20 protein-coding genes and 1 tRNA gene are annotated in these 22,546 nt (G+C 74.2%); 9 read left to right on the top strand and 12 right to left on the bottom strand.

Going from position 1 to position 22,546, the window contains the following annotated elements:
* The 3 genes from OO57_RS27945 to OO57_RS27935 form a co-directional block, all read right to left on the bottom strand.
* Positions 1–858 (bottom strand): cation transporter (locus tag OO57_RS27945; RefSeq protein ID WP_033255459.1); only part of this gene is annotated, 858 nt, incomplete at its 3' end.
* A 97-nt stretch (positions 859–955) separates the two neighbouring features.
* A complete protein-coding gene (locus tag OO57_RS27940; protein ID WP_051778325.1) occupies positions 956–1,180 on the bottom strand; it encodes a heavy-metal-associated domain-containing protein in 225 nt (74 codons plus the stop codon).
* 208 nt (positions 1,181–1,388) lie between these two features.
* Positions 1,389–2,339 carry a PrsW family intramembrane metalloprotease gene (locus tag OO57_RS27935; protein ID WP_033255457.1) on the bottom strand — a complete coding sequence of 317 codons (951 nt, stop codon included), beginning with the start codon at positions 2,337–2,339 and terminating at the stop codon, positions 1,389–1,391.
* 127 nt (positions 2,340–2,466) lie between these two features.
* On the opposite strand from OO57_RS27935, the gene OO57_RS27930 reads away from it, so the two are divergent.
* Positions 2,467–3,648, top strand: a complete 1,182-nt coding sequence (locus OO57_RS27930) for a PP2C family protein-serine/threonine phosphatase (RefSeq protein ID WP_033255456.1) — start codon at positions 2,467–2,469, stop codon at positions 3,646–3,648.
* A 15-nt stretch (positions 3,649–3,663) separates the two neighbouring features.
* Here OO57_RS27930 and OO57_RS27925 read toward each other — a convergent pair whose 3' ends face one another.
* Positions 3,664–5,352, bottom strand: a complete 1,689-nt coding sequence (locus OO57_RS27925) for a bifunctional 3'-5' exonuclease/DNA polymerase (RefSeq protein ID WP_033255455.1) — start codon at positions 5,350–5,352, stop codon at positions 3,664–3,666.
* A 242-nt stretch (positions 5,353–5,594) separates the two neighbouring features.
* Here OO57_RS27925 and OO57_RS27920 point away from each other — a divergent pair, with 242 nt between their 5' ends.
* Positions 5,595–7,622, top strand: coding sequence for a M3 family metallopeptidase (locus tag OO57_RS27920; protein WP_033255454.1), 2,028 nt, complete (start codon positions 5,595–5,597; stop codon positions 7,620–7,622).
* Between the two features lie 71 nt (positions 7,623–7,693).
* Here the strand turns inward: OO57_RS27920 and OO57_RS27915 are convergent, their stop codons facing one another.
* A complete protein-coding gene (locus OO57_RS27915; RefSeq protein WP_033255453.1) occupies positions 7,694–8,314 on the bottom strand; it encodes a TetR family transcriptional regulator in 621 nt (206 codons plus the stop codon).
* Between the two features lie 147 nt (positions 8,315–8,461).
* On the opposite strand from OO57_RS27915, the gene OO57_RS27910 reads away from it, so the two are divergent.
* Positions 8,462–9,679 carry an acyl-CoA dehydrogenase family protein gene (locus OO57_RS27910; protein WP_033255452.1) on the top strand — a complete coding sequence of 406 codons (1,218 nt, stop codon included), beginning with the start codon at positions 8,462–8,464 and terminating at the stop codon, positions 9,677–9,679.
* A 57-nt stretch (positions 9,680–9,736) separates the two neighbouring features.
* Here OO57_RS27910 and OO57_RS27905 read toward each other — a convergent pair whose 3' ends face one another.
* Together OO57_RS27905 and OO57_RS27900 are read right to left on the bottom strand one after the other, a co-directional pair.
* Positions 9,737–10,510, bottom strand: a complete 774-nt coding sequence (locus tag OO57_RS27905) for an enoyl-CoA hydratase/isomerase family protein (protein WP_418909916.1) — start codon at positions 10,508–10,510, stop codon at positions 9,737–9,739.
* A gap of 160 nt (positions 10,511–10,670) precedes the next feature.
* The gene (locus OO57_RS27900) at positions 10,671–11,243 is read right to left on the bottom strand and encodes a GNAT family N-acetyltransferase (protein WP_033255451.1); all 573 of its coding nucleotides are present in this window, start codon (positions 11,241–11,243) and stop codon (positions 10,671–10,673) included.
* 59 nt (positions 11,244–11,302) lie between these two features.
* On the opposite strand from OO57_RS27900, the gene OO57_RS27895 reads away from it, so the two are divergent.
* Positions 11,303–11,926 carry a TetR/AcrR family transcriptional regulator gene (locus OO57_RS27895; protein WP_033255450.1) on the top strand — a complete coding sequence of 208 codons (624 nt, stop codon included), beginning with the start codon at positions 11,303–11,305 and terminating at the stop codon, positions 11,924–11,926.
* Positions 11,927–12,056: 130 nt separating this feature from the next.
* Here the strand turns inward: OO57_RS27895 and OO57_RS27890 are convergent.
* Positions 12,057–12,129: transfer RNA gene (locus OO57_RS27890), tRNA-Arg, on the bottom strand.
* 659 nt (positions 12,130–12,788) lie between these two features.
* Between OO57_RS27890 and OO57_RS46040 the strand changes: the two genes are divergently transcribed.
* The 5 genes from OO57_RS46040 to OO57_RS27865 all read left to right on the top strand — a co-directional run bounded on the left by OO57_RS46040 (position 12,789) and on the right by OO57_RS27865 (position 18,332).
* On the top strand, positions 12,789–13,394 hold the full coding sequence (locus tag OO57_RS46040) for a single-stranded DNA-binding protein (RefSeq protein ID WP_051778324.1): 606 nt from the start codon (positions 12,789–12,791) through the stop codon (positions 13,392–13,394).
* A 272-nt stretch (positions 13,395–13,666) separates the two neighbouring features.
* Positions 13,667–15,079, top strand: coding sequence for a Cys-Gln thioester bond-forming surface protein (locus OO57_RS27880; protein WP_033255449.1), 1,413 nt, complete (start codon positions 13,667–13,669; stop codon positions 15,077–15,079).
* A 229-nt stretch (positions 15,080–15,308) separates the two neighbouring features.
* The gene (ettA, locus tag OO57_RS27875) at positions 15,309–16,973 is read left to right on the top strand and encodes an energy-dependent translational throttle protein EttA (RefSeq protein WP_033255448.1); all 1,665 of its coding nucleotides are present in this window, start codon (positions 15,309–15,311) and stop codon (positions 16,971–16,973) included.
* A gap of 114 nt (positions 16,974–17,087) precedes the next feature.
* Entirely contained in the window at positions 17,088–17,531 is a 444-nt protein-coding gene (locus tag OO57_RS27870; RefSeq protein ID WP_033255447.1) for an acyl-CoA thioesterase, read from the top strand.
* 111 nt (positions 17,532–17,642) lie between these two features.
* Positions 17,643–18,332 (top strand): hypothetical protein, encoded by a 690-nt coding sequence (locus tag OO57_RS27865; RefSeq protein WP_033255446.1) that lies wholly within the window; start codon positions 17,643–17,645, stop codon positions 18,330–18,332.
* 84 nt (positions 18,333–18,416) lie between these two features.
* Here the strand turns inward: OO57_RS27865 and OO57_RS27860 are convergent, their stop codons facing one another.
* The 4 genes from OO57_RS27860 to OO57_RS39850 all read right to left on the bottom strand — a co-directional run bounded on the left by OO57_RS27860 (position 18,417) and on the right by OO57_RS39850 (position 22,545).
* Complete coding sequence (locus OO57_RS27860) at positions 18,417–18,827, bottom strand: globin (protein WP_033255445.1); 411 nt, start codon at positions 18,825–18,827, stop codon at positions 18,417–18,419.
* 79 nt (positions 18,828–18,906) lie between these two features.
* Complete coding sequence (locus OO57_RS27855) at positions 18,907–20,034, bottom strand: ABC transporter permease (RefSeq protein ID WP_081974013.1); 1,128 nt, start codon at positions 20,032–20,034, stop codon at positions 18,907–18,909.
* Complete coding sequence (locus tag OO57_RS27850) at positions 20,031–20,948, bottom strand: ABC transporter ATP-binding protein (RefSeq protein ID WP_033255444.1); 918 nt, start codon at positions 20,946–20,948, stop codon at positions 20,031–20,033. The genes OO57_RS27855 and OO57_RS27850 overlap by 4 nt, the downstream gene beginning before the upstream one ends.
* 124 nt (positions 20,949–21,072) lie before the next feature.
* Positions 21,073–22,545, bottom strand: coding sequence for an FHA domain-containing protein (locus OO57_RS39850; protein ID WP_033255443.1), 1,473 nt, complete (start codon positions 22,543–22,545; stop codon positions 21,073–21,075).
* Between the last annotated feature and the right edge of the window lies 1 nt (position 22,546).

Genomic DNA, 22,546 nt, shown 5'->3' with positions numbered 1-22,546 from the left:
GCCCTCGACCACGGTGCCGTCGGTGGCGACCTTCTCACCGGGCCGCACCACGAACCGGTCACCGACCGCGAGCTGCCCCACCGGAACGCGGGTCTCCCGGCCGTCCCGCAGCACCGTCACGTCCTTGGCGCCGAGGTCGAGCAGGGCGTGCAGGGCGGCGCCGGCCCGGCGCTTGGCGCGGGCCTCCAGCCAGCGGCCGAGCAGGATCAGGGTGGTGACGGCCGCCGCGGTCTCCAGGTAGAGGGTGGAGGAGGCGTCGGTGCCGTCGGCGGTGAGGGTGAAGGAGTGCCGCATGCCGGGCATGCCCGCGTCGCCGAGGAACAGCGCCCACACCGACCAGCCGAAGGCGGCCAGGGTGCCGAGCGAGACCAGGGTGTCCATGGTGGCGGCGCCGTGCCGGGCGTTGGTCCAGGCGGCCCGGTGGAACGGCCAGCCGCCGTACACGACGACCGGGCCGGTCAGGGCGAACGCCAGCCACTGCCAGTCGTCGGACTGCAGGGCCGGGACCATCGAGAGCAGGACGACGGGGAGGCTGAGCGCGGCGCTGACCAGCAGCCGGTCGCGCAGGGGGTCGGGCTCCCGGGCGGGTTCCCGCGCGGGCTCGGGTTCGGCGGGCGGGGGCGGGAGTTCGGCGGTGTAGCCGGTCCGCTCCACGGTGGCGATCAGGTCGGCGACGCTGGTGCCGGGGCCGAAATGCACCCGGGCCCGCTCGGTCGCGAAGTTGACGCTGGCCTCGACGCCGTCGATCCGGTTGAGCTTCTTCTCGATCCGGGCGGCGCAGGACGCGCAGGTCATGCCGCCGATGGACAGCTCGACGCGGTCGCGCGGGGCGGCCGCGGGGTCGGTGGTGGTGCTCATCAGCTCGTCCGCTTCGCTCGGTGCAGGAGTCTCGGTGCAGGAGTCTCGGTACGGGAGTGAGGGGGCGGGGGCGGCGCGGGCCGCCCCCGCGGGCGGGTCAGGAGGCCCGGCCGACCAGTTCGTAGCCCGCCTCGTCGACCGCGGCGGCGACCTGCTCGTCGCTGGGGGCGGGGTCGGCGGTGACGGTGACGGTGCCGGCCGCGGCGTCGGCGGCGACCGCGGTGACGCCGGGCAGGGCGGAGACCTCGCCGTTGATCGCCTTCTCGCAGTGGCCGCAGCTCATGCCGCTGACGGTGTAGGTGACGGTGACGGTGCTGGACATGGGGACCTCCGAACGCGCGGGCGCTGCTTGTCGTGCCGTGTTCCTGTCTGATGAACACAATACCCCCTGGGGGTATTCCGTCCAGAGGGTGGCGGGTTCCGGCGCGCACGGCCCGCGACCCGCCCCCGAGGGTAGTCCGCGCCGGACCGGGAACGGCAACGGCGGGCGGCCCGCACCGGGCCGCCCGCCGTCCGTTCGTCCGAACGGCTCAGGTCGCGGCGGGCGCCCGCTCCTCGCGGCGGACCAGCAGGCGCAGCCAGAGCAGGCCGAGCAGCGAGACCACCACCAGGCCGAGGACGTCGTACAGGGTGTACAGGTGCACCTGCTGCTGGGTGGGGTGCGGCAGGTAGCCGTTGGCGAACAGCTGCTCCTGCAGGCCGGTGCTGGTGGTGCGGACCACCAGCCAGACCGCGATGCCGTTCATGCTGTCCCACAGCGCGTGCAGCAGCGACACGCCCAGGTAGGTGAGCAGCACCGGGGCGGTGAAGCGGAACTGCGTGCCGCGGCGCTCGCGGAACAGCACGCCGCCGAGGATGCCGGTCCACAGGATGTGGCCGACCGGGGCGAGCAGGCCGCGCAGCACCTCGGTCTCCACCAGGTTCTTCAGCGACAGGCCGTGGACGGTCAGCACCGCGTTGAACGCGTAGCCCGCGCTCTCGAACGCGGCGAAGCCCGCGCCGACCGTGGCGCCCAGCACCAGGCCGTGCTTGAGTCCGCGGACCGGGACGCTGCGGGCCACCAGCACCAGCGCGAGGAGCTTCACCGCCTCCTCGATCAGGCCGACCCCGAGGTACATCCACACCGAGGGCGAGAGCAGGTACGTCTCCAGCACCGAGGCGCCCAGCACGCCGATGATCCCGCCGACGCCGAAGCAGGCGAGGATCCGGCCCGGCCCGAGGTCCGAGGCGAACCGCTCGTACGCCCAGACGGTGAAGGTGGCCGGGACGAGGAAGCTGCCGAGCAGCACGATCGTCGGCACCAGGTTGCTGTTGGAGGTCGCGAAGGTGACCGCGACGGTGGCCGCCCACAGGGCCAGGCCGGTCAGCAGCAGCTTCAGCCAGTGGCGGGTGGGTGCGGCGGTGCCCCGGCGGGGCGGGGGCACGTTCGGGCGGCCGCTCGGGTTGCCGTAACTCGGGGGTGTCGTGCCGTAACCGGACATCCGGGAGCCTTCCGTCGCCGCGGACCAGTGGTGAACGTACGGTATGACAATTTAGGGCGATTGGCCCGGAATGCCGGAATTTCGCCCGGGTGGAGCAGAGCGCCCCGGGGTCCGATATGTTCGGAAGGTGCACCTTCGACGCGGCGGTGGCGGACCGGCCGGCGAGGCCGGCGGGGTGCCGCCCAGCCGACAGCGCAACGCCCTGCTGGCGGCCGACCTCCAGGACCTCTCGCTGCTGCGCCGCGCCGCGCCCGCGCTGGTCGCCATCGTGGTCGTCTCCCTCGCCGACTACTTCTCCGGCCAGGACCGCTACCTCGCCCCGCTGATGGTCGTCGTCCCCTCCGTCGCCGCGCTCACCCTGCGGCCGCGCGAACTGCTCGCGGTCTGCTTCCTCGGCCTGATCGCGCTGCTCGGCCTCAGCCGCCACGACCGGGTCGGCAACCTCGCCGACAGCCGCTTCCTGTACGGCGCCATGGTCAGCTACGTCGCGGTCACCGCGCTCAGCGCGGGCATCGCCGAACTGCGGATGCGGCGGGCCGCGGCCTTCGCGGCCGTCAGCTCGGTCGCGGAGGCCGCCCAGCGCGCCCTGCTGCGCCAGCCCGAACCCGTGGTCGGACCGCTGCGGCTGGCCGTCCGGTACGTCTCCGCCGCGGACGCCGGCCGGATCGGCGGCGACCTGTACTCCGTCCTCGACACCCCGTACGGCACCCGGCTGCTGGTCGGCGACGTCCGCGGCAAGGGGCTCGGGGCGGTGCAGACCGCCGCCGTGGTGCTCGGCGCGTTCCGCGAGGCCGCCTACGACGAGGAGTCGCTGCCCGCCGTGGCCGGGCGGATCGAGGCCAGCGTGCACCGGAACGTCCCCGAAGGGGAGTTCACCACCGCGATGTTCGCCGCCTTCCGCGAACCCGGCAGCGTCGACCTGCTGCACCTCGGGCACGTCCCGCCGCTGCGGGTGCACGCCGACGGGACCGGCGAGGTGGTCGACTTCCCCGACCCCTGGGTGCCGCTCGGCCTCGGACACCTCGTCGCCGGCCGCCCCCGCCCCGTCGCCGTGCCCTTCGGCCCGCAGGACGTCCTGGTGCTGTGCACCGACGGCGTCGTCGAGGCCAGGGGCTCCCGCGACGGCGAGTTCTACCCCCTCGCCGAACGCGCCGGGCCGCTGGTGCGCGACGGCTGGCGCTCGCTCACCCACCTCGACGCCGCCGTCGCGGGCCTCTACGCCGACCTGCTGGCGCACACCGGCGGCGAACTGGGCGACGACGCCCTGCTGCTGCTCGTCACCCGGCCCGGGCCCGGCGCGGCGGGCTGACGGGGACCGGGGCGCTCACTTGGCGTCGCCGTAGCAGTCGACCACGGCGGTGGTGAGCGGGAAGCGGACCGGGGTGTCGCCGAAGACCAGGGCGGCGGCCTCCGCACCGGCCTCGGCGACCGCGGCGGCCACCGCGTCGGCCAGGTCGGCGGGGGTGTGCACGACCACCTCGTCGTGCTGGAAGAAGACCAGGTGCGGGCGGTCCCCGCCGGAGCTCAGCGCGGCCAGCCGGCGGCGCAGGGCCGCGAGCAGGGCCAGCGCCCAGTCCGCGCCGCTGCCCTGGATCACGAAGTTGCGGGTGAAGCGGCCGCGGGCGCGCGCCGAACGGCCGCCCGCCTCGCCCGACTCGGGCGCCTCCGTCAGGTCCAGCCAGTCGGCGGAGGGCGGCGGGCAGACCCGGCCCAGCCGGGAGGAGACCACCCCGCCGTCCTCCCCGGTGCGGGCCGCCGCCTCCACGTACCCCATCGCGGCCGGGTAGCGGCGGCGCAGCGTGCTCAGCAGCGGGCCGATGCCGCCGCCGGTCTGGCCGTACATCGCGCCCAGCAGGCCCAGCTTCGCCTTCTCCCGGTCGCCCTGGAAGGCGCTCGCGGCGAGCGCCGCGTACAGGTCGCCCCCGGCGGCCGTCCGGGCCAGCCCGGCGTCGCCGGACAGGGCGGCCAGCACCCGGGGCTCCAGCTGCGCCGCGTCCGCCACCACCAGCAGCCAGCCCGGGTCGGCCACCACCGCGCGGCGCATCGTCCGCGGGATCTGCAGCGCGCCGCCGCCGCGCGAGGCCCACCGGCCGGTCACCACCCCGCCGACCACGTACTCCGGGCGGAACCGGCCGCCGCGCGCCCAGGCCGCCTGCCAGGCCCAGCCGTGCGCGGCGTGCAGCCGGGACAGCTCCTTGTAGCGGACCATCAGGGCCGCCGCCGGGTGGTCCACCGACTTCAGCTCCCAGGAGCGGGTCGAGGACAGCTGGACGCCGCGGTCCGCGAACGCCTTGATCACCTGGGTGTGCGAGTCCAGGTTGAACGGGCGAGCGCCGAGCGCCCGCTGCACCTCCAGCGCCAGCTCGGCGAGCTTCGTCGGCTGCGTGCCCGGGATCGCCGGGCGCGGGCCCAGCAGCTCGGTCAGCAGGGCGTCGTGCACGTCCGTGCGCCAGGGCAGCCCGTCGTGCGCCATCTCGCAGGCCAGCAGCGCGCCCGCCGACTCGGCCGCCACCAGCAGCCGGAACCGGGCGCGGGCCGCCGCGTCCGCAACCGCCGCGAGCCGCCGCAACTGCTCCGCGTGCACCGCGACCACGGCCTCCAACTGGTCGGTGCCCGGCGGCAGCTGCAGCCGGTCCGGGGCGAACAGGCCGTCCTCGTCGGGCAGCGCGCCCTCCGGCAGGTCGGTCGGCACCGGCAGCCCGCGCAGCCGCGACCAGGCCGCGCCCAGCGAACGCGGCGCCCCGAACCGGCCCTCCCGGCCCAGCAGCAGCGCCTCCGTCAACCGCAGGTCGTGGCAGCGCGCCAACCGCACCGGCAGCGCGGCCAGCAGCGGGCCGTACGCGGTGTCCGCCGTCGGCCACACCCAGCGCGGGGCGTGCGCGGCCTCCACCGCGGCCACCGCCTCGGCCAGCCGCGGCGCGGGCTCGGGCGGGCCCAGCGGCGCACCCTCCTCGTCGAGCGGCTGCAGACGGCCGCCGGGGCCGTGCGGGTCGGGCACCAGGGCGTAGCGCACGGGCGGCGGCTCCTCTCGGGGCTGTTCTGGGGACGTGCCCGGGGCTGTTCCGGGGACGTGCCCGCGGCTGTTCCGGGTGGGCGCCCGGGGCTGTTCCGGGTACGTGTCCGGTCGGCGGGCAGGACCTGTCGACGGTAGCCGGTGGCTGTGACAAGCGGCGCCGCGACGCGAGCGGAAGGGCGCCGCGGCGGCTTGCCGTGACGGTGTTCCGCCAGGGCCCGGCGGCCCGTAGGGTCGCGGACATGAGCGACAATCCCTTCTTCTCGCCCAGCACCCTGGTGTACGAGCTCCCGCCCTTCGCCGAGATCCGGGAAGAGCACTACCGCCCCGCCTTCGAGCGGGGCATGGCCGACCAGCTCGCCGAGACCGCCGCGATCGCGGCGAACCCCGAGCCGCCGACCTTCGACAACACCGTGGTGGCGCTGGAGCGTTCGGGAGCGGTGCTGCGCCGGGTCTCGGCGGTCTTCTTCAACCAGGACTCCTCCGCCACCACCCCCGGCGTCCGGGCGCTCGACGCCGAGATCAGCCCCCTGCTGGCCGCGCACGCCGACGCGATCCACCTCGACGCCGCGCTGTTCGCCCGCCTCGACGCCCTGCACCGGGACCGCCACCGGCTCGGCCTGGACGCCGAGTCGCTGCGCCTGCTGGAACGCCGGCACACCGCCTTCGTCCGGGCCGGTGCCCGCCTCGACGCCGCCGGGCAGCAGCGGCTGCGCGAGATCAACGCGGAACTCGCCGCCGACGCCGCCGCGTTCCGCCGGAACACCCACGAGGCCTCGCTGGCCGGGGCGGTCGAGGTGGAGAGCGCCGGGGCCCTCGACGGCCTGTCCGCCAGCGCGGTCGCCGCCGCCGCGGAGAACGCCCGCGCGCTCGGCCGGGGCGGCCGCTGGGTGCTCAGCCTGAAGAACTTCTCCCAGCAGAGCGAACTCGCCTCCCTCACCGACCGCGACCTGCGCGCGCGCCTGCTCGCCTCCTCGCTGCGCCGCGGCCTCGACACCAACGGCCCGCTCGCCGCGAAGATGGCCGCGCTGCGCGCCGAACGCGCCGCCCTGCTCGGCCACCCCACCCACGCCTCGTACGTGGTCGCCGACGAGACCGCGGGCACCGTCGAGGCGGTGAGCGCGATGCTCGGCCGCCTGGTCGCCCCCGCCGTCGCCAACGCCGAGCGCGAGGCCGCCGACCTGGCGGCCGCCGCGGCCGCCGACGGGATCGACGAACTCGCCGCCCACGACTGGGCGTTCTACGCGGAGAAGGTCCGCGCCGAGCGCTACGACGTGGACACCGCGGCGCTGCGGCCCTACTTCGAACTGGAGCGGGTGCTGCGCGACGGCGTCTTCTTCGCCGCCAACCTCGCCTACGGGCTGACCTTCGCCGAACGCCCCGACCTGACGGCGCACCACCCCGACGCCCGGGTCTTCGAGGTGTTCGACGCGGACGGCTCCGAACTGGGCCTGTTCATCGGCGACTTCCACGCCCGCGAGTCCAAGCGCGGCGGCGCCTGGATGAACGAACTCGTCTCCCAGTCCCGGCTGCTGGGCACCCGCCCGGTGGTCGTCAACAACCTCAACATCGCGCACCCGGCGCCCGGCGAGGCGGCGCTGCTCGGCTGGGACGAGGTGCGCACCCTGTTCCACGAGTTCGGGCACGCGCTGCACGGGCTGTTCTCGGACGTGCAGTACCCCTCGTTCGCCGGGACGGAGGTGCCGCGCGACTTCGTCGAGTTCCCGTCCCAGGTCAACGAGACGTGGATGACCCGGCCCGAGGTGCTCGCCAACTACGCCCGCCACCACGTCACCGGGGAGCCGCTGGACGCCGCCGTGGTCGGGCGGATGCTCGCCGCCGAGAACTACGGGCAGGGCTTCCGGACCGTCGAGTACCTGGCCGCGGCCCTGCTCGACTGGGCCTGGCACACCCGGCGGCCCGGCGACCCGGTCGTCGAGGACGCGGAGGCCTTCGAGGCGCGGGCGCTCGCCGAGGCGGGCGTCGCGGTGGCGGCGGTGCCGCCGCGGTACCGCACCGGGTACTTCAACCACGTCTTCTCGAACGGGTACAGCGCCGGGTACTACGCGTACATCTGGTCCGAGGTGCTGGACGCGGAGACGGCGCAGTGGTTCGGCTCCAACGGGCTCGGCGTGCGGGAGAGCGGGCAGCTGTTCCGGGAGCGGCTGCTGTCGCGGGGCGGGAGCCGGGACGCGCTGGAGTGCGTGCGGGACGTGCTGGGGCGGGGGCCGGAGATCGGGCCGCTGCTCGTGCGGCGCGGCCTGGAGTAGGCGGGGCCGGCTTCCCGTGCCCCTGCGCCGGGGTGCGGGAAGCCGGGCGGGTTCAGGCCCCGGGGGCGGGTTCAGGCCTCCGGGGCGGCCAGCATCGGCGGCAGGTCGGCGGCCGCGGAGAGGCGGCCCCACAGCAGGTCGGCGAGGGCCTGCACCATCCGGGCGCGCGGGCAGGGGCGGGTCTCCAGCCACCAGTCCCCGGCGGCCAGCACCATGCCGGTGATCGAGCGGCCCCAGGTCTCGGAGAGCAGCGGGCCGTCCCGGCCGAGGTCGATCTGTTGCTGGATGGCGCGGGTGATCTCCTCGGCGATCTGCCGCAGCGCGGGCGCCAGCGCGTTGCCCGCGCCGGTGGGGTCGCCGGGCTCGGGGTGGGTGAGCAGCCGGTACACCTGCGGGCGGGACTCGATCGCCGCCAGGTAGACGTCCAGCACGTGCTCGACCCGGTCGCGGCGCTCCAGCGGCTCGTTGAGGGCGGCCCGGACGGCGGCCAGCAGCCCGGCGGTGTGGCGCTCGGTCAGGGCGCCGATCAGGCCGTTCCGGTCGCCGAAGTGCCGGTACAGGATGGGCTTGGTGATGCCGGCCTCGGCGGCGATCGCGTTCATGCTGGCGCTCGGGCCCTCGCGCTGGACGACCCGGTCGGCGGCGTTGAGCAGTTGTTCGCGGCGGGGCTCGGTGCGGGGGTCGGTGGTCATGCGCTGCTCCTGGTGCGGGCGGGTGGGCGGCTCGTCGGGCGTTGACACCGGTTACCTATCGGTAGCAGACTCGCCGCCATGTTACCGGAGGTAACAGCGCAGTGGCGCGGACCCTCCGGCCCGCACGACCGTCTCCTGGAGGCCGACATGACCACCTTCTCGCTCGACCCCGGGCCGGACCAGACCGCCGTCCGCGACTGGCTGCACGGCTTCGCCGCCGACGTGATCCGCCCCGCCGCCGCGGAGTGGGACGAGCGCGAGGAGACCCCCTGGCCGATCATCCAGGAGGCCGCCAAGCTGGGCATCTACTCCCTCGACTTCTACGCCCAGCAGTTCTTCGACCCGTCCGGCGTCGGCATCCCGATCGCCATGGAGGAGCTGTTCTGGGGCGACGCGGGCATCGGCCTCGCCATCACCGGCACCACCCTGGCCGCCGTCGCCGTCCTCGCCAACGGCACCGACGAGCAGATCGGCACCTGGGCCCCGCAGATGTTCGGCACCCCCGAGGACGTCAAGGTCGCCGCATTCTGCTCCTCCGAGCCCGACGCCGGCTCCGACGTCTCCGCGCTGCGCACCCGCGCCGTCTACGACCAGGCCAAGGACGAGTGGGTGCTCAACGGCACCAAGACCTGGGCCACCAACGGCGGCATCGCGCACGTCCACGTGGTGGTCGCCACCGTCGACCCCGAACTCGGCTCCCGCGGCCAGGCCTCGTTCGTCGTCCCGCCCGGCACCAAGGGCCTCAGCCAGGGCCAGAAGTTCAAGAAGCACGGCATTCGCGCCTCGCACACCGCCGAGGTCGTCCTCGACGGCGTCCGCGTCCCCGGCCACTGCCTGCTCGGCGGCAAGGAGAAGCTCGACGCCCGCCTCGCCCGCGCCCGCGAGGGCACCAAGGGCGGCGGGAAGAACGCGGCCATGGCCACCTTCGAAGCCTCCCGCCCCGCCGTCGGCGCCCAGGCCATCGGCATCGCCCGGGCCGCGTACGAGGTCGCCCTCGACTACGCGGGGACCCGCGTCCAGTTCGGCAGGCCGATCATCGAGAACCAGGGCGTCGCCTTCCAGCTCGCCGACATGAGGACCCGGATCGACGCCGCCCGGCTGCTGGTCTGGCGGGCCTCCTGGATGGCCGTCAACAACAAGCCGTTCACCAGCGCCGAGGGCTCGATGTCCAAGCTGTACGCCGGGGAGACCGCCCGGTTCGTCACCGCGCAGGCCATGCAGATCCTCGGCGGCAACGGCTTCACCCGCGAGTACCCGGTCGAGCGGATGCACCGCGACAGCGCCATCTACACCGTGTTCGAGGGCACCAGCGAGATCCAGCGGCTGGTGATCGCCCGGGCGATCTCGGGGGCGCCGATCCGCTGAGGCGGGGGCCCGCCGGATTGGCCCGCCGGATTGGCGCGGCGGGCTGGTGCGGCGGGCTCAGAACCGGGGCTCGCGGCGCTCCAGGAACGCGGCCAGGCCCTCCCGGACGTCCGGTGCCGTCCGGGAGGCGCGCTCCCAGGGCGCCAGGGCCTCCGCCGCCTCCGCCGGGTCGACGGACAGCACGGCCTTCGCCGCGCCGATCGTCTGCGGCGAACGGCGGGCCAGCAGGGCGGCGAACTCCCGCGCCCGGGCGTCCAGTTCGGCGGGCGGCAGCACCTCGTCCAGCAGGCCGAAGCGCTCCGCCCGGTCGGCGGGCAGCAACTCGCCGGAGAACAGCAGGTACTTGGCCCGGGCCGGACCGACCAGCGCGGCCAGCCGCAGCGTCGGCACCGCCGGGTACACCACGCCCAGCTTCGCCGGGGTGACGCCCAGCCGGGCGTCCGCGGCGGCCAGCCGCAGGTCGCAGGCCAGCGCCAACTGGCAGCCGCCGCCCACGCAGGCGCCGCGGACCACCGCCAGCGTCGGCCGCGGGAACGCCGCCAGCGCCTGCTCGGCCGCCACGTTCGCGGCGTGGTACGCGTCCGCGGACGCCGGATCGGCGTACACCCCGGCCAGCTCCGCGATGTCCGCGCCCGCCGAGAACGCGCCGCCCGCACCCGTCAGCACCAGCACCCGGACGTCCGGGCGCTCCGCCAGCGCCGCCAGCACCCCCGGCAGCGCCCGCCACATCGCGCCGGTCACCGCGTTGCGCCGCTCCGGGCGCTCCAGCAGCAGCGTCGCCACCCGCTCCGGGCCCACCCAGCAGCGCAGGCCCGCCGCGTCGGTGGGCAGTTCGACGTCCCCGGGGCCCGGGCGGTCGAGCGGGGGGACGGCGGGTGCGGAAGGCGTGGCGGGTGCGGAAGGTGTGGCGGGCACGGGACGGGGCCTCTCGGGGACGGCGGGCGTGACCCCAGGCTTTCACGCGGGGGCGGGGCGGGCCAGGTGACCCGCGTCAACTCCCGGCCGGGGCCCCGGCCTCGCGGGCGGCCCGCCACTCCGGGGCCAGCATCGACCAGACCTCCAGGTCGAGCCGGACGCCCAGGTGCTCGGTGTGGGCGCGCAGCGTGCCGTCCAGGGTCATGCCCAGGCGCCGGGCGACGGCCCGGCTGCGCAGGTTGACGGTGCTGTTCCACCACTCGGCGCGGTACAGGCCGCGCTCGACCAGCGCGTAGTCCAGCAGGTGGCGGACGGCCGCGGAGACCAGGCCGCGGCCCTGGGCGGCGGGCTCGGTCCACACGCCGATCTCGCAGACCCCGCCCGCGGCGTCGAACCGCACGAACATCACGCCGCCGACCAGCGTTCCGCGCAGCCACATCCCGTATATCCGGCCGGTGTCGGCGGCCTGCTTGTCGGCGAACTTCTGCAGGGTCGCCCGGGCGGATTCCAGGTCGGTGCTGCGGGTGGCCCACGGGATCCACGGATCGATCCCGGCCCGGGCCCGGTCCATGTGCTCCAGGAACTCCCCGGCCCGCCACGGTTCCAGCGGGCGCAACTCGACGTCCTCGGCGAGCGCTATGGCGTACATCGGCTTCCCCTCCGGGCTACAGCGTACGTAACAAACGTTTGGTATGTACCCTAGCGCGCATGACACCCCCTGCACGCGGCGACCACGAGGCCCGCCGCCGCGACGTCTCGGAGGCGGTCGGGCGGGTCCTCGCCGACCGTGGTTTCGGCGGGCTGACCCTGCGCGCGGTGGCCGCCGAACTCGGCGCCTCCACCGGCCTGCTCACCCACTACTTCCCCAGCAAGCGCGCCCTGGTCGCCCACGCGCTGGAGGTCCTCGACCGGCAGGCCGTCGGACGCCACCGGCCCGCCACCGCGGCCGCCGGCGCCGCCCGCGGCCTGCCCGCGCTGCGCGCCGCGCTGCTCGACGTCCTGCCGCTGGACGCGGCGGCCGCCGCCGACAACCGGACCTGGATCGGCTCCTGGGACGCCGCCCTCGGCGACGCCGAGCTCACCGCCGGGCACGCCGAGCGCTACCGCCGGGCCCGGCGGCGGATGGCCGAACTCTGCGCCCAGGCCCAGGAGCTCGGCGAACTCCCGCCCGGCCGCCCGGCCGCCGACCTGGCCGCGCAGGCGCAGTCGTTCGTCCTCGGGCTGGTGGTGCAGGCGCTGTTCGCCCCCGCGGAGTTCCCGCCGCAGCGCCAACGCGCACTGCTCGACGGGTTCCTGGCGGACCTCGCGACGGGGGCCGAGGGAGGGCGCTGACGGGAGGGTGCTGACGGGAGGGGCGGGACGGCCGGGCGGGGAGCGGGCGGCCGGGGCGGCGGGCTGGAGCCGTCGCGTTCGGCGGGGGAGTGCTCACCCTGCGGCGTCGGGGCCGGTCGGGCCGTGTGGGCGCCCCCAGCAGGATTCGAACCTGCGACCTACCGCTTAGAAGGCGGGTGCTCTATCCGCTGAGCTATGGGGGCCGGGGTGCTGACGTCGGCCCGCTTGCCGGGCCTGGGCCGGGACGGGATGTTCCGGGACAGGATACGGGTGTTCAGTTCCGCCACCTGGACTTCGAAGACCGGACCGGGTGTGTCGGCCTCCGCGGGGCGGTCCGATAATCGCAGGTAGTGCCGTGGAGTGCAGCGGTCTACCGGCTCTCGGGGCGGGACGTTGTGCAGTCGTTACGGGGCTGCAACCTCACCCGTTATGGATTCGGCGGGGGCAATCGCCCGGAGCGGCCCGCGGTTGGGGCGCGTTTAGGGGTTTCCACCGGTCGGATGACATGGACGGGGCGAGTCGACGGCCACCCGTTCGTGGTTTCGGGGTGGACCGGGGGTGGCCGCCGGGTGTGCGGGCGGCCACCGCAAGGGGTGGTGGACGGGGGTGCCCGAACGGCCTTTCAGGCGGGCGGGGCCGGGGGTCGTTGTCGTGGGCACGGCATCGAAATGGTCGATTTCGGACCGGAAAACGCCACGAATTCACTCGGGGGAGTTATCGGGGTTTTCCACAGGCCGGGTTTTTCCACAGGGGTGCGGAAGGGTCTGGTGCGGATTTCCCGGAAAGCGGAGGATCTTCCCGCGGCGGAGATTCCGCCGCGGAAAGAGCGCCGGTCGGCACGGCCGGGAACGGAGGAGCCGCAATGGACGAGGCCCTGGTGACGATGGTCGGGAACGCCGCGTCGAGCGTGACGTACCGGGAGACGCCCGGCGGGGTGTCGGTGGCGAACTTCCGGCTCGCCGCGCGGGAGCGGCGCTACGACCGGGAGCGCGGCGACTGGGCGGACGGCGAGACGACCTGGGTGACGGTGGTGGCCTGGCGGCGGCTCGCGGTCAACGTGGTCAGTTCGGTGAACAAGGGGGACCCGCTGCTGGTGAGCGGTCGGCTGCGGGTCCGCGAGTGGGAGCAGGAGGGGAGCCGGAGGGTGGAGGTGGAGATCGACGCCCGCGCGGTCGGCCACGACCTCGCCCGGGGGACGTCCGCGTTCCGGCGCGGGCTGGAGGCCAAGTCGGCCCCGCCGGGCGCTGGTTCCGGGCCGGGCGGCGCGGCGCCGGGCGGTGGTTCGTGGGCGGACGGGCGGGCGTCCGCGGGGGGCGGGCCGCGGGCGGTGCGACTGGTGGAGGAGGCGGTGCCGGAGTGGATCGTGGAGGCGGTGGCGGCCCGGCGCCGGGCCGGGGCGGCGGACGGAGCCGACGGCGGGGCGGTGGGGGAGGGAGGTGCGGATGTGGCGCAGGAGGTTCTGAACTGACGTAAACGGGGCACTTCTTGAGCCGGTGAGTGCAATCCTGATTGCCGCGGTGGCGCCCCGTGGCTTTATGTCGACACATCAACTCGCGTGGACAGCCAGCTCTTTGATAACAGAACAGCCACGATATCGTCCTGATTCGCTACGGCCCTGGAGCGGCGGGGTCGCGTCAATAGGATGCGTCTGGTCCACACACGTGCAGCGGCGCCACAGGGGGTGCCGCTTTGCAGGGGGCGGGTTGCGCATCGCATGTCGCCGCCCCGAAGGGATCCCACATGTTCCACAAGCAGGGGCGGGCTGTCTCCCGCGTCGTTGCTGTCATGCTCGCGTCCGGTCTGACGGTCGGCTCGGGCATGCTCGCGGCCGGTGCGGCGGCTGCGGCCGACGGCGGCTCGGTCGTGACGGCGAGGATCGTCAAGGGTGCGGACGACAAGGAGATCGTCCACTACACCAATCCGAAGACCAACAAGCAGCAGGACACCGAGGCCGGGCCGTTCTTCATCCGGATCGGCAACAGCGAGCCGCTCCTGCCGGTCTACTGCATCGACCTCCTCAACGGCGCCTCCTGGAAGGCCGACTACCAGGAGACCAGCTGGGGCTCCAGCTCCCTGAAGGACAAGCCGGAAGCCGGCCCGAAGATCCTCTGGATCCTCAAGAACTCCTACCCGGCCGTCGGCGTCGACAAGCTGATAGCCGCCTCCGGCGTCAAGGGCCTGACCAAGGCCGACGCCGCGGCCGCCACCCAGGTCGCGATCTGGTCCTTCTCGGACCCGGGCATCGCGGTCACGCAGACCGACGCCGAGGCCGTCGAGTTCACCAAGTGGCTGATCGCCCAGGCCGACGAGAAGGGCGCGGGCAGCGAGCCCAAGCCGACGCTGAGCCTCGACCCGGCCTCGGTCGGCGGCAAGTCCGGGACGACCCTGGCCCCGATCACCGTCACCGCGGGCGGCGGCACCGCCTCGGTCACCGTCTCCCTCGGCAAGTCGGGCACCGACGCCAAGGTCTCCCTGGTGGACGACAAGGGCGCCGAGGTCAAGAACGTGAAGTCCGGCGACAAGATCTACGCGAAGGTGCCCGCGGACGCTCCCGCGGGCAGCGCCACCATCACCGCCAAGGGCACCGCGACCTCCTCCGTGGGCCGCGCCTTCGTCGGCCAGATCGACGGCAAGCCCAGCCAGACCCTGATCCTGGCGGGCGAGGGCACCGTCCCGGTCTCCGCCACCGCGGGCATCAGCTGGGGCCTCGGCGCGGTGCCGACCGCCGACGCCGTGGTCGACTGCGCCAAGGGCGCCCTGGTGGTCACCCTCGGCAACAAGGGCGACAAGGACGCGGCCTTCAAGGTCGCGGGCAAGGACTACGCGGTCAAGCCGGGCGGCACCCAGACCGTGACCCTGCCGGTCAAGGAGGACGAGAAGTACGACTTCACCGTCACCGGCCCCGAGGGCTTCTCCAAGCAGTTCACCGGCCTGCTGAACTGCAAGACCGACAGCGCCACCCACTCCCCGGCGCCGTCGACCTCCGCCTCCGCCCCGGCCCCCTCGGCCAGCCCGACCGGCCCCGAGCTGGCCTCCACCGGTGGCGGCATGGGCACCGGCCTGACCGCCGCCATGGCCGGCGCGCTGGTCGTCGCGGGCGGTGCCGCGGTCTACGGCCTGCGCCGCCGCGGCCGCCACAGCCGCGCCTCCTGAACGACGAGCTGAACCCTCCCGCCCGGCCGCTGCGCCGGGCGGGACGGAACGGCCCCGCCTCCCGGGACAGGGAGGCGGGGCCGTTCGCTTGACCGGGCCCGCCCGCAGCCGGCGACCCGGGGCCGCGGGGCACGGGGCCGCCCGGAGGGCGTTAGGGACGGTCCTGGCCTTACGGCACAATGGAAGGCTGCAAGCCGATTACTCACGACGACGCCGGAGCGATCTCAACGTGGCGGAATACATCTACACCATGCGCAAGGTGCGCAAGGCACACGGCGACAAGGTCATCCTTGACGACGTGACGCTCAGCTTCCTCCCCGGGGCGAAGATCGGCGTCGTCGGCCCCAACGGCGCCGGTAAGTCGACCGTGCTGCGGATGATGGCGGGCCTCGACCAGCCCTCCAACGGCGACGCCTTCCTCTCGCCGGGCTTCACCGTCGGCATGCTCCAGCAGGAGCCCCCGCTCGACGAGTCCAAGACGGTCCTGGAGAACGTCCAGGACGGCGTCAAGGAGATCAAGGGCAAGCTCGACCGGTTCAACGAGATCGCCGAGCTGATGGCGACCGACTACTCCGACGAGCTGCTCGCCGAGATGGGCACCCTCCAGGAGGACCTGGACCACGCCAACGCCTGGGACCTCGACGTCCAGCTGGAGCAGGCCATGGACGCGCTGGGCTGCCCGCCCGGCGACTGGCCGGTCACCAAGCTGTCCGGCGGTGAGCGCCGCCGCGTCGCGCTGTGCAAGCTGCTGCTGGAGCAGCCCGACCTGCTGCTGCTCGACGAGCCCACCAACCACCTGGACGCCGAGTCGGTGAACTGGCTGGAGCAGCACCTGGAGAAGTACCCCGGCACCGTCGTCGCCGTCACCCACGACCGGTACTTCCTGGACAACGTCGCCGAGTGGATCCTCGAACTGGACCGCGGCCGCGCCTACCCGTACGAGGGCAACTACTCCACCTACCTGGAGACCAAGCAGACCCGTCTCAAGGTCGAGGGCCAGAAGGACGCCAAGCGCGCCAAGCGGCTCAAGGAAGAGCTGGAGTGGGTCCGCTCCAACGCCAAGGGCCGCCAGGCCAAGTCCAAGGCCCGCCTCGCCCGCTACGAGGAGATGGCGGCCGAGGCCGACAAGATGCGGAAGCTGGACTTCGAGGAGATCCAGATCCCGCCGGGCCCGCGCCTGGGCAGCGTCGTCATCGAGGTCGACAACCTGCAGAAGGCCTTCGGCGAGAAGGTCCTGATCGACGGCCTCAGCTTCACCCTGCCGCGCAACGGCATCGTCGGCGTGATCGGCCCCAACGGCGCGGGCAAGACCACCCTGTTCAAGATGCTCCAGGACCTGGAGACCCCGGACAGCGGCACGGTCAAGGTCGGCGAGACCGTCAAGATCAGCTACGTCGACCAGACCCGCTCCAACATCGACCCGAAGAAGACCCTGTGGGAGGTCGTCTCCGACGGCCTCGACTGGATCAACGTCGGCCAGGTCGAGATGCCGTCCCGGGCCTACGTGTCCGCGTTCGGCTTCAAGGGCCCGGACCAGCAGAAGCCGGCCGGGGTGCTCTCCGGCGGTGAGCGCAACCGCCTCAACCTGGCGCTGACCCTCAAGCAGGGCGGCAACCTGCTGCTCCTCGACGAGCCGACCAACGACCTCGACGTCGAGACCCTGTCCTCGCTGGAGAACGCGCTGCTGGAGTTCCCCGGCTGCGCCGTGGTCATCTCCCACGACCGCTGGTTCCTGGACCGGGTGGCCACCCACATCCTCGCCTACGAGGGCGAGAGCAAGTGGTTCTGGTTCGAGGGCAACTTCGAGTCCTACGAGAAGAACAAGATCGAGCGCCTCGGCGCCGACGCCGCCCGCCCGCACCGCGCCAGCTACAAGAAGCTGACCCGCGACTGACACCCGGGTGCCGCACCGGTCCGGCGGCCCGCCCCCGCGGGCGGGCCGCCGGACCGCGGCCCGTAGGCTGCCCCACAGGTACCTACGGGTACGGAGAAGTCTGAGGAGAACACCGTGGCCCGCCACATCTACGCCTGCCCCCTGAGGTGGTCCGACATGGACGCCTTCGGTCACGTGAACAACGTGGTCTTCCTGCGCTACCTGGAGGAGGCCCGGATCGACTTCATGTTCACCCAGGCCGCCGAGGCCGGGGCCGGGGAGTTCGCGGGCGGCTCGGTGGTGGCCCGCCACGAGATCGACTACAAGCGGCCGCTGGTGCACCGGCCCGAGCCGGTCACCATCGAGACCTGGGTGACGCGGATCGGCGGCGCCTCGCTGACCGTCTCCTACGAGATCAAGGACGTCGCCGAGGACGGCACCGAGACGGTGTACGTCACCGCCTCCACCGTGGTCGTCCCCTACAACCTCGCCGAGGGCCGGCCGCGCCGGATCAGCCCCGTCGAGCGGGAGTTCCTGAGCCGGTTCATGGACGTGCAGCCGGCCGGCTGCGCCGCCTGACCGGGCCCGCGGCCCCCGCGGGCCCCGGTGCCCGCGGGCCCCGGTGACTCCCACGGACATCCCGCGGGCCTCCCACGGACTTCCCGCGCCGACGAAACGAGCTGAACCCCGGTGACCGTGCAGACCCGACTCGACCTCGCCGACCAGCGGGAGGGCGCCGACCTGGCCGCCTTCCTCGGACGGCTGCTGCGCTTCGACCGGGCCGCGGCCGTCCGGCTGCAGACCGTGCCGGGCCCGGACGGCGGGGTGCTGGCGGTGTTCGGGCGGCTGCCGCTCGGCGGGTCCGCGGTCCTCGCGGTGCGCACCGTGCGGCTGGCCGGGCTCGACGCGGCCGCCGACCTGACCGTCTCCGCCGGGCAGCTGCTGGAGTCGGTGGACGAGCCGGGCGCCGGGCTCGGGCTGCCCGCGCCGGTCACCGGCCCGTCCTGGGCCGGGCTGCTCCCGCCGCGCTCCGGCTGGCAGCCGATCGGGCGGCCCCCGGTCGACCGGGTGCTGCACGAGGTGCACGGCGCCGTCGCCGAGTTCAAGCACCGGGTGGCCGAGATGCCGGACCACCACCGCACCCGGCAGGCGGTCGACGCGGTCGCCGACGAGATCTGGTCCCGGCCGCTCGGCGCCGTCGCGGGCCTGCCGCTGCGGGCCGCGCACGCCGCCCACACGATCGGGTTCCTGCGGGCCGGCGGCCCGCTCGCCGCGTACCGGGCCGGGGCCTGGCTGCGGCTGGACGCGCCCGCCGGGTCCGTCGCGCTGCGCACCGCGGCCGTGCCCGGGGCCGGCCTGGGGCTCAGCCCGCTGCGCTGAGCCGCTGCGCTGAGCCGCTGCGCTGAGCCGCTGCGCTGAGCCGCTGCGCTTGCGCCGAGCCGGTGCGACGAGCCGGTGGGTCGCTCAGCCCGCGGTGTTGATCATCGAGGCGGCGGCGTACGTCATGTAGTTCCACAGCTCGCGGTCGGCCTCGGCGGGCAGCGCCAGCTCGTCCAGGGCGGCGCGCATGTGCTTCAGCCAGGCGTCGTGCGCGGCCCGGTCGACCCGGAACGGGGCGTGCCGCATCCGCAGCCGCGGGTGGCCGCGGTGCTCGCTGTAGGTGCGCGGGCCGCCCCAGTACTGCATGAGGAACAGCGCGAAGCGCTCCTCGGCGGGGCCGAGGTCCTCCTCCGGGTACATCGGGCGCAGCAGCTCGTCCTGGGCGACACCGCGGTAGAAGAGGTGGACCAGCCTGCGGAAGGTCGCCGCGCCGCCGACCTGGTCGTAGAAGGTCTCCTCTGGTGCGGTGGTGGTCTTGCGCCCGGTGTCAGTCACCCGTCCATGGTCGCAGACGCCGACGGGGGCCGTACACCGGGACTTCCGGCGTACGACCCCCGTCCCGGGGCGGTGGCGGTTACGCGTCGTCCCAGTTGAAGAAGCGCCAGGCGACGGCGCTCAGCACCGCCGTGAAGCCCAGCAGGATGCCCATCGCGGGCAGCGCTTCGGCGAGGCCGCCGCCCTGGCTGAGCACCGACTTGGCGGGGACGATCAGGTAGCGCAGCGGGAGCGCCCGGGAGATGTCCTGCAGCCAGCTCGGAGCGAAGTCCAGCGGGATGAACGCGCCGCCGAGGAAGGACATCGGCAGGATGATCAGCTGGTTCATGCCGTTCGCCGACTCCTCGGTCTTCGCCAGCGAGCCGGTGACCAGGCCGATCGACATGAACGCCAGGGTGGCGCAGACCACCAGCGGCAGCACCAGCCACCAGTTGCCGGTGAGTTCGAGGCCGAAGTAGTCGGCCTGCGCGACGATCAGGAACAGCCCGGTCTGGGCGAGCGCGACCAGCACGCTGACCAGCACCCGGGCGCCGACGATGGTGCCCGCCGAGATGGGCGCCAGCCGCAGGCGGCGCAGCACCCGCTTCTTGCGCCAGGTGACCAGGGTGAAGGAGGCGCCGTAGACCGCGCCCATGGCGACGGCGTAGGCGAGCAGGCCCGGGGTCAGGTACTGGATCGGCTTGGTGGAGTCGTCCTCGACCTTGGAGGAGTCCAGGGTGTACTTCGCGGGGGCGTTCGAGGCGGCCTGGTTGGCGCCCTGCACCAGGGAGTTGACGATGCCCTGCACGGTGGAGGACTTGACCTGGTCGGCCTGGCTGAAGCGGAGCACCAGGGTGCCGTCCGGGCCCTCCATGACCAGGCCGTCCAGGTCGCCCTTCTTGACCTTGGCGAGGGCGTCGGCCTCGTTCAGGTCCTTGGTGATCTCCAGGGCGTCCAGCGCGCCCTCGGCGTGGGCGAGGGCGTCGTCCAGCACCTTGACCTGGCCGACCTCGGCGACCTTGACGTGCGAGGTGCCGCCGCCCTTGGAGATGACGCCGAACAGCAGCAGGAACATCAGCGGCAGCGCGAGGGTGAAGAACAGGGTGCCCTTGTCGCGCAGGAAGCCCAGCAGCATCACCCGGGACAGGCCGACGAAGGCGTTGGCCTTCTCCTCGCCCGCGGGGGCCGGGGCCGGGGCGGTGGCCGGGGGCCGTTCGGTGGCGGTCATGCCCGGTACTCCCGTCCGGTCAGCTGGAGGAAGACGTCCTCCAGGGTGGCGCCGCGGACCTCCAGGCCGCGCAGCGCGTTCTGCTCGGCCAGCACGGCCAGCACCGGGCCGGGCTCGGCGGTGGACAGCGCCAGGGTGACGCCGTCGTCCTCCAGGTTGGTGTGCTCCGCGCCCGCGGCGGTGAGCAGCTCGCGGGCCCGGTCGACGGTCAGCAGCCCGGACTCGATCCGGACCCGGACGGTGTCGTCGATCTCGCGGACCAGCGCGGCGGGCGCGCCGGTCTTCAGCACCTTGCCGTGGTCCATCACCGAGACGCGGTCGCAGAGCACCTCCGCCTCGTCCAGGTAGTGCGTGGTGAGGACCACGGTGCGGCCCTCGGCGTTGATGTCGCGCAGCAGGTCCCACAGGTTGCGGCGGGCCTGCGGGTCGAGGCCGGTGGTCGGCTCGTCCAGGAACACCAGCTCCGGGTCGTGCACCAGGGCACAGGCGATGGACAGGCGCTGGGCCTGGCCACCGGACATCTTGTCGGTCAGCACGTTCGCGGACTCGGTCAGGCCGACCCGCTCCAGCATCGCGTCGGCCGCCCGCGGGCCGATGCCGTAGAAGGAGGCGAAGGTGCGGATGGTCTCCCGCGCGGTCAGCTTGTTGAAGAACGCGGAAGCCTGGAACTGCACGCCGATCCGCGGCAGCAGCTTCGGGTTGCGCGGCCACGGCGACAGGCCGAGCAGCTCGACCCGCCCCTCGTCGGCCTCCCGGATGCCCTCCAGGATCTCCAAGGTGGTCGTCTTGCCGGCCCCGTTCGGTCCGAGCAGGCCGTAGAACTCACCGGTCGCGACGGAGAGTGACACCCCGTCGACGGCTTGGACATCCCCGTACCGCTTCCGGATCCCGTCCGCGGTTATTGCTTCGCTCATGGGGCGAAGCGTAGGGGTTCCCGTCCTGACCACGGGTACTTTTGTGCGAATCTTGAGCGTTCTGCGCCGACGCCGCGGGCCGGTGGTAACGCAGCGTCGGTATCGGCGGTCGGCCGACGGGCGGTCAGGCCAGGTGCACCGTGATGGTGGTCCAGGCGCCGACGTGGATCCGGTCGCCGTCGTTCAGCGGGATCGCGGTGTGCGGCGGCAGGGTGTCCGGGCTGCCGTTCATGGTGGTGCCGTTGGTGGAGTCCTGGTCGACCACCACCCAGCTGCCGTCCGGCTGTTCGGCCAGCAGGGCGTGGTGGTGCGAGGCGCCCGGGTCCTCCGGGGAGACCGACAGGTCGATCTCCGGCACGGTGCCGCGCTGCTGGCTGCGCCGGCCGATCCGCAGCTGGCCGCGGCCGGTCAGCGGGACCCGCCGCTCCGAGGTGTACTGCGGGAAGTACAGGCCGGCGGCCTCCGGGCCGCTGCGGGTCATCATGTCGGTGAAGTACTCGTGGTCGGGCGCCACCACGGCGTACCAGGTGGCGCGCTGCTGCGGCGCACCGCCGGGCTGCTGCCCGGGCGGGGTGAGCCGGAACGACGTGCCGGAGTCGCCCCCCGGCTGCGCCTGCGGCTGGTGGCCCGGCGCGGGAGCGGACGGCTCGGGGTAGACCGGGCCGGTGCGCTCGTAGTCGATGTCCGGGAAACCCGCCGCCGGGGGCTTCTCGAAGGACGGCGCCGGGGCCGCGGGCGCCGCCCCGGCGGCCTGCGCGGCCGGGAAGCCGGGCCGCTGCTCGTACGGCGGCTGCGGCTGCGGCTGCGGCTGCTGCTGCGGGGGCCGCTGCTCGTACGGGGACTGCTGGGCGTGCGGCTGCGGGGCGTGCTGCTGCTGGGCGTGCGGCTGCGGGGCGTGCTGCTGGGGCTGCTCGTACGGGGCGCGCTGCTGCTCGTACGGCGGCTGCGGCTGCGGCGGGCGCTGCTCGTACGGCGGCGGGGCCGGGGGGTCGAACGCGGGCGGGGCGGCCGGGGGCGCGGCGGCGGGCGGCGGGAAGCCGTAGCCCTGCGGCGGGGCGGGCGGCGGCTGGTGGCCGAGCGGACCGGGCGCGGCGCCCGGCGGGCGGGCCGCGGTGGCCAGGTTGTAGTCGTAGCCGCACTCCTCGCAGTACCGGCCGGTCTGCGGGCTGCGGCAGATCGGGCAGTTCACCAGGCCGGTGGTGGGCGGGGGCGGCGGCGGGGCGCCGTACGGGCCGGGGACGCCGGGCGCGCCCGCGGCGGGCCCGGTGGGCGTGCTGGCGGGCGGGGTCTGGGTGCGGCGCGGCTCGAAGTAGCCGCCCCCGCCCGCGGGGGTGCCGGACGGCGGGGTGCTGCCCGGGCCCGGTCCCACCGGCGGGTAGCCGGAGGAGGTGTACGGGGGCGGTCCGGGCTGGCCCGGCGGCGGCGCGGCGGGGCCGCCGGGGTGCGCCTGGGCGCCCGGGTGGCCCTGGGCGCCGGGCTGGGCCGGGCCGTTCGGGAAGCCGGGGATCGCCAGGCCGGGCGGCGGCGTCATCGGGAAGCCGCAGTAGTCGCACCAGTCCTCGGCCTGTGACTCGTGTCCCCTAGGGCAGATCGGCATC

The organism is Kitasatospora phosalacinea (assembly GCF_000717185.1).
GTDB lineage: Bacteria > Actinomycetota > Actinomycetes > Streptomycetales > Streptomycetaceae > Kitasatospora > Kitasatospora phosalacinea_A.
This window is presented reverse-complemented; position numbering and strand designations above follow the sequence as displayed.

Bases quoted from the DNA above. Each gene is read 5' to 3' on its own strand.
- OO57_RS27940 (WP_051778325.1), bottom strand. From the start codon at position 1,180: ATGTCCAGCACCGTCACCGTCACCTACACCGTCAGCGGCATGAGCTGC.
- OO57_RS27935 (WP_033255457.1), bottom strand. From the start codon at position 2,339: ATGTCCGGTTACGGCACGACACCCCCGAGTTACGGCAACCCGAGCGGC.
- OO57_RS27920 (WP_033255454.1), top strand. From the start codon at position 5,595: ATGAGCGACAATCCCTTCTTCTCGCCCAGCACCCTGGTGTACGAGCTC.
- OO57_RS27915 (WP_033255453.1), bottom strand. From the start codon at position 8,314: ATGACCACCGACCCCCGCACCGAGCCCCGCCGCGAACAACTGCTCAAC.
- OO57_RS27910 (WP_033255452.1), top strand. From the start codon at position 8,462: ATGACCACCTTCTCGCTCGACCCCGGGCCGGACCAGACCGCCGTCCGC.
- OO57_RS27900 (WP_033255451.1), bottom strand. From the start codon at position 11,243: ATGTACGCCATAGCGCTCGCCGAGGACGTCGAGTTGCGCCCGCTGGAA.
- OO57_RS27895 (WP_033255450.1), top strand. From the start codon at position 11,303: ATGACACCCCCTGCACGCGGCGACCACGAGGCCCGCCGCCGCGACGTC.
- OO57_RS46040 (WP_051778324.1), top strand. From the start codon at position 12,789: ATGGACGAGGCCCTGGTGACGATGGTCGGGAACGCCGCGTCGAGCGTG.
- OO57_RS27880 (WP_033255449.1), top strand. From the start codon at position 13,667: ATGTTCCACAAGCAGGGGCGGGCTGTCTCCCGCGTCGTTGCTGTCATG.
- OO57_RS27855 (WP_081974013.1), bottom strand. From the start codon at position 20,034: ATGACCGCCACCGAACGGCCCCCGGCCACCGCCCCGGCCCCGGCCCCC.
- OO57_RS27850 (WP_033255444.1), bottom strand. From the start codon at position 20,948: ATGAGCGAAGCAATAACCGCGGACGGGATCCGGAAGCGGTACGGGGAT.
- OO57_RS39850 (WP_033255443.1), bottom strand. From the start codon at position 22,545: ATGCCGATCTGCCCTAGGGGACACGAGTCACAGGCCGAGGACTGGTGC.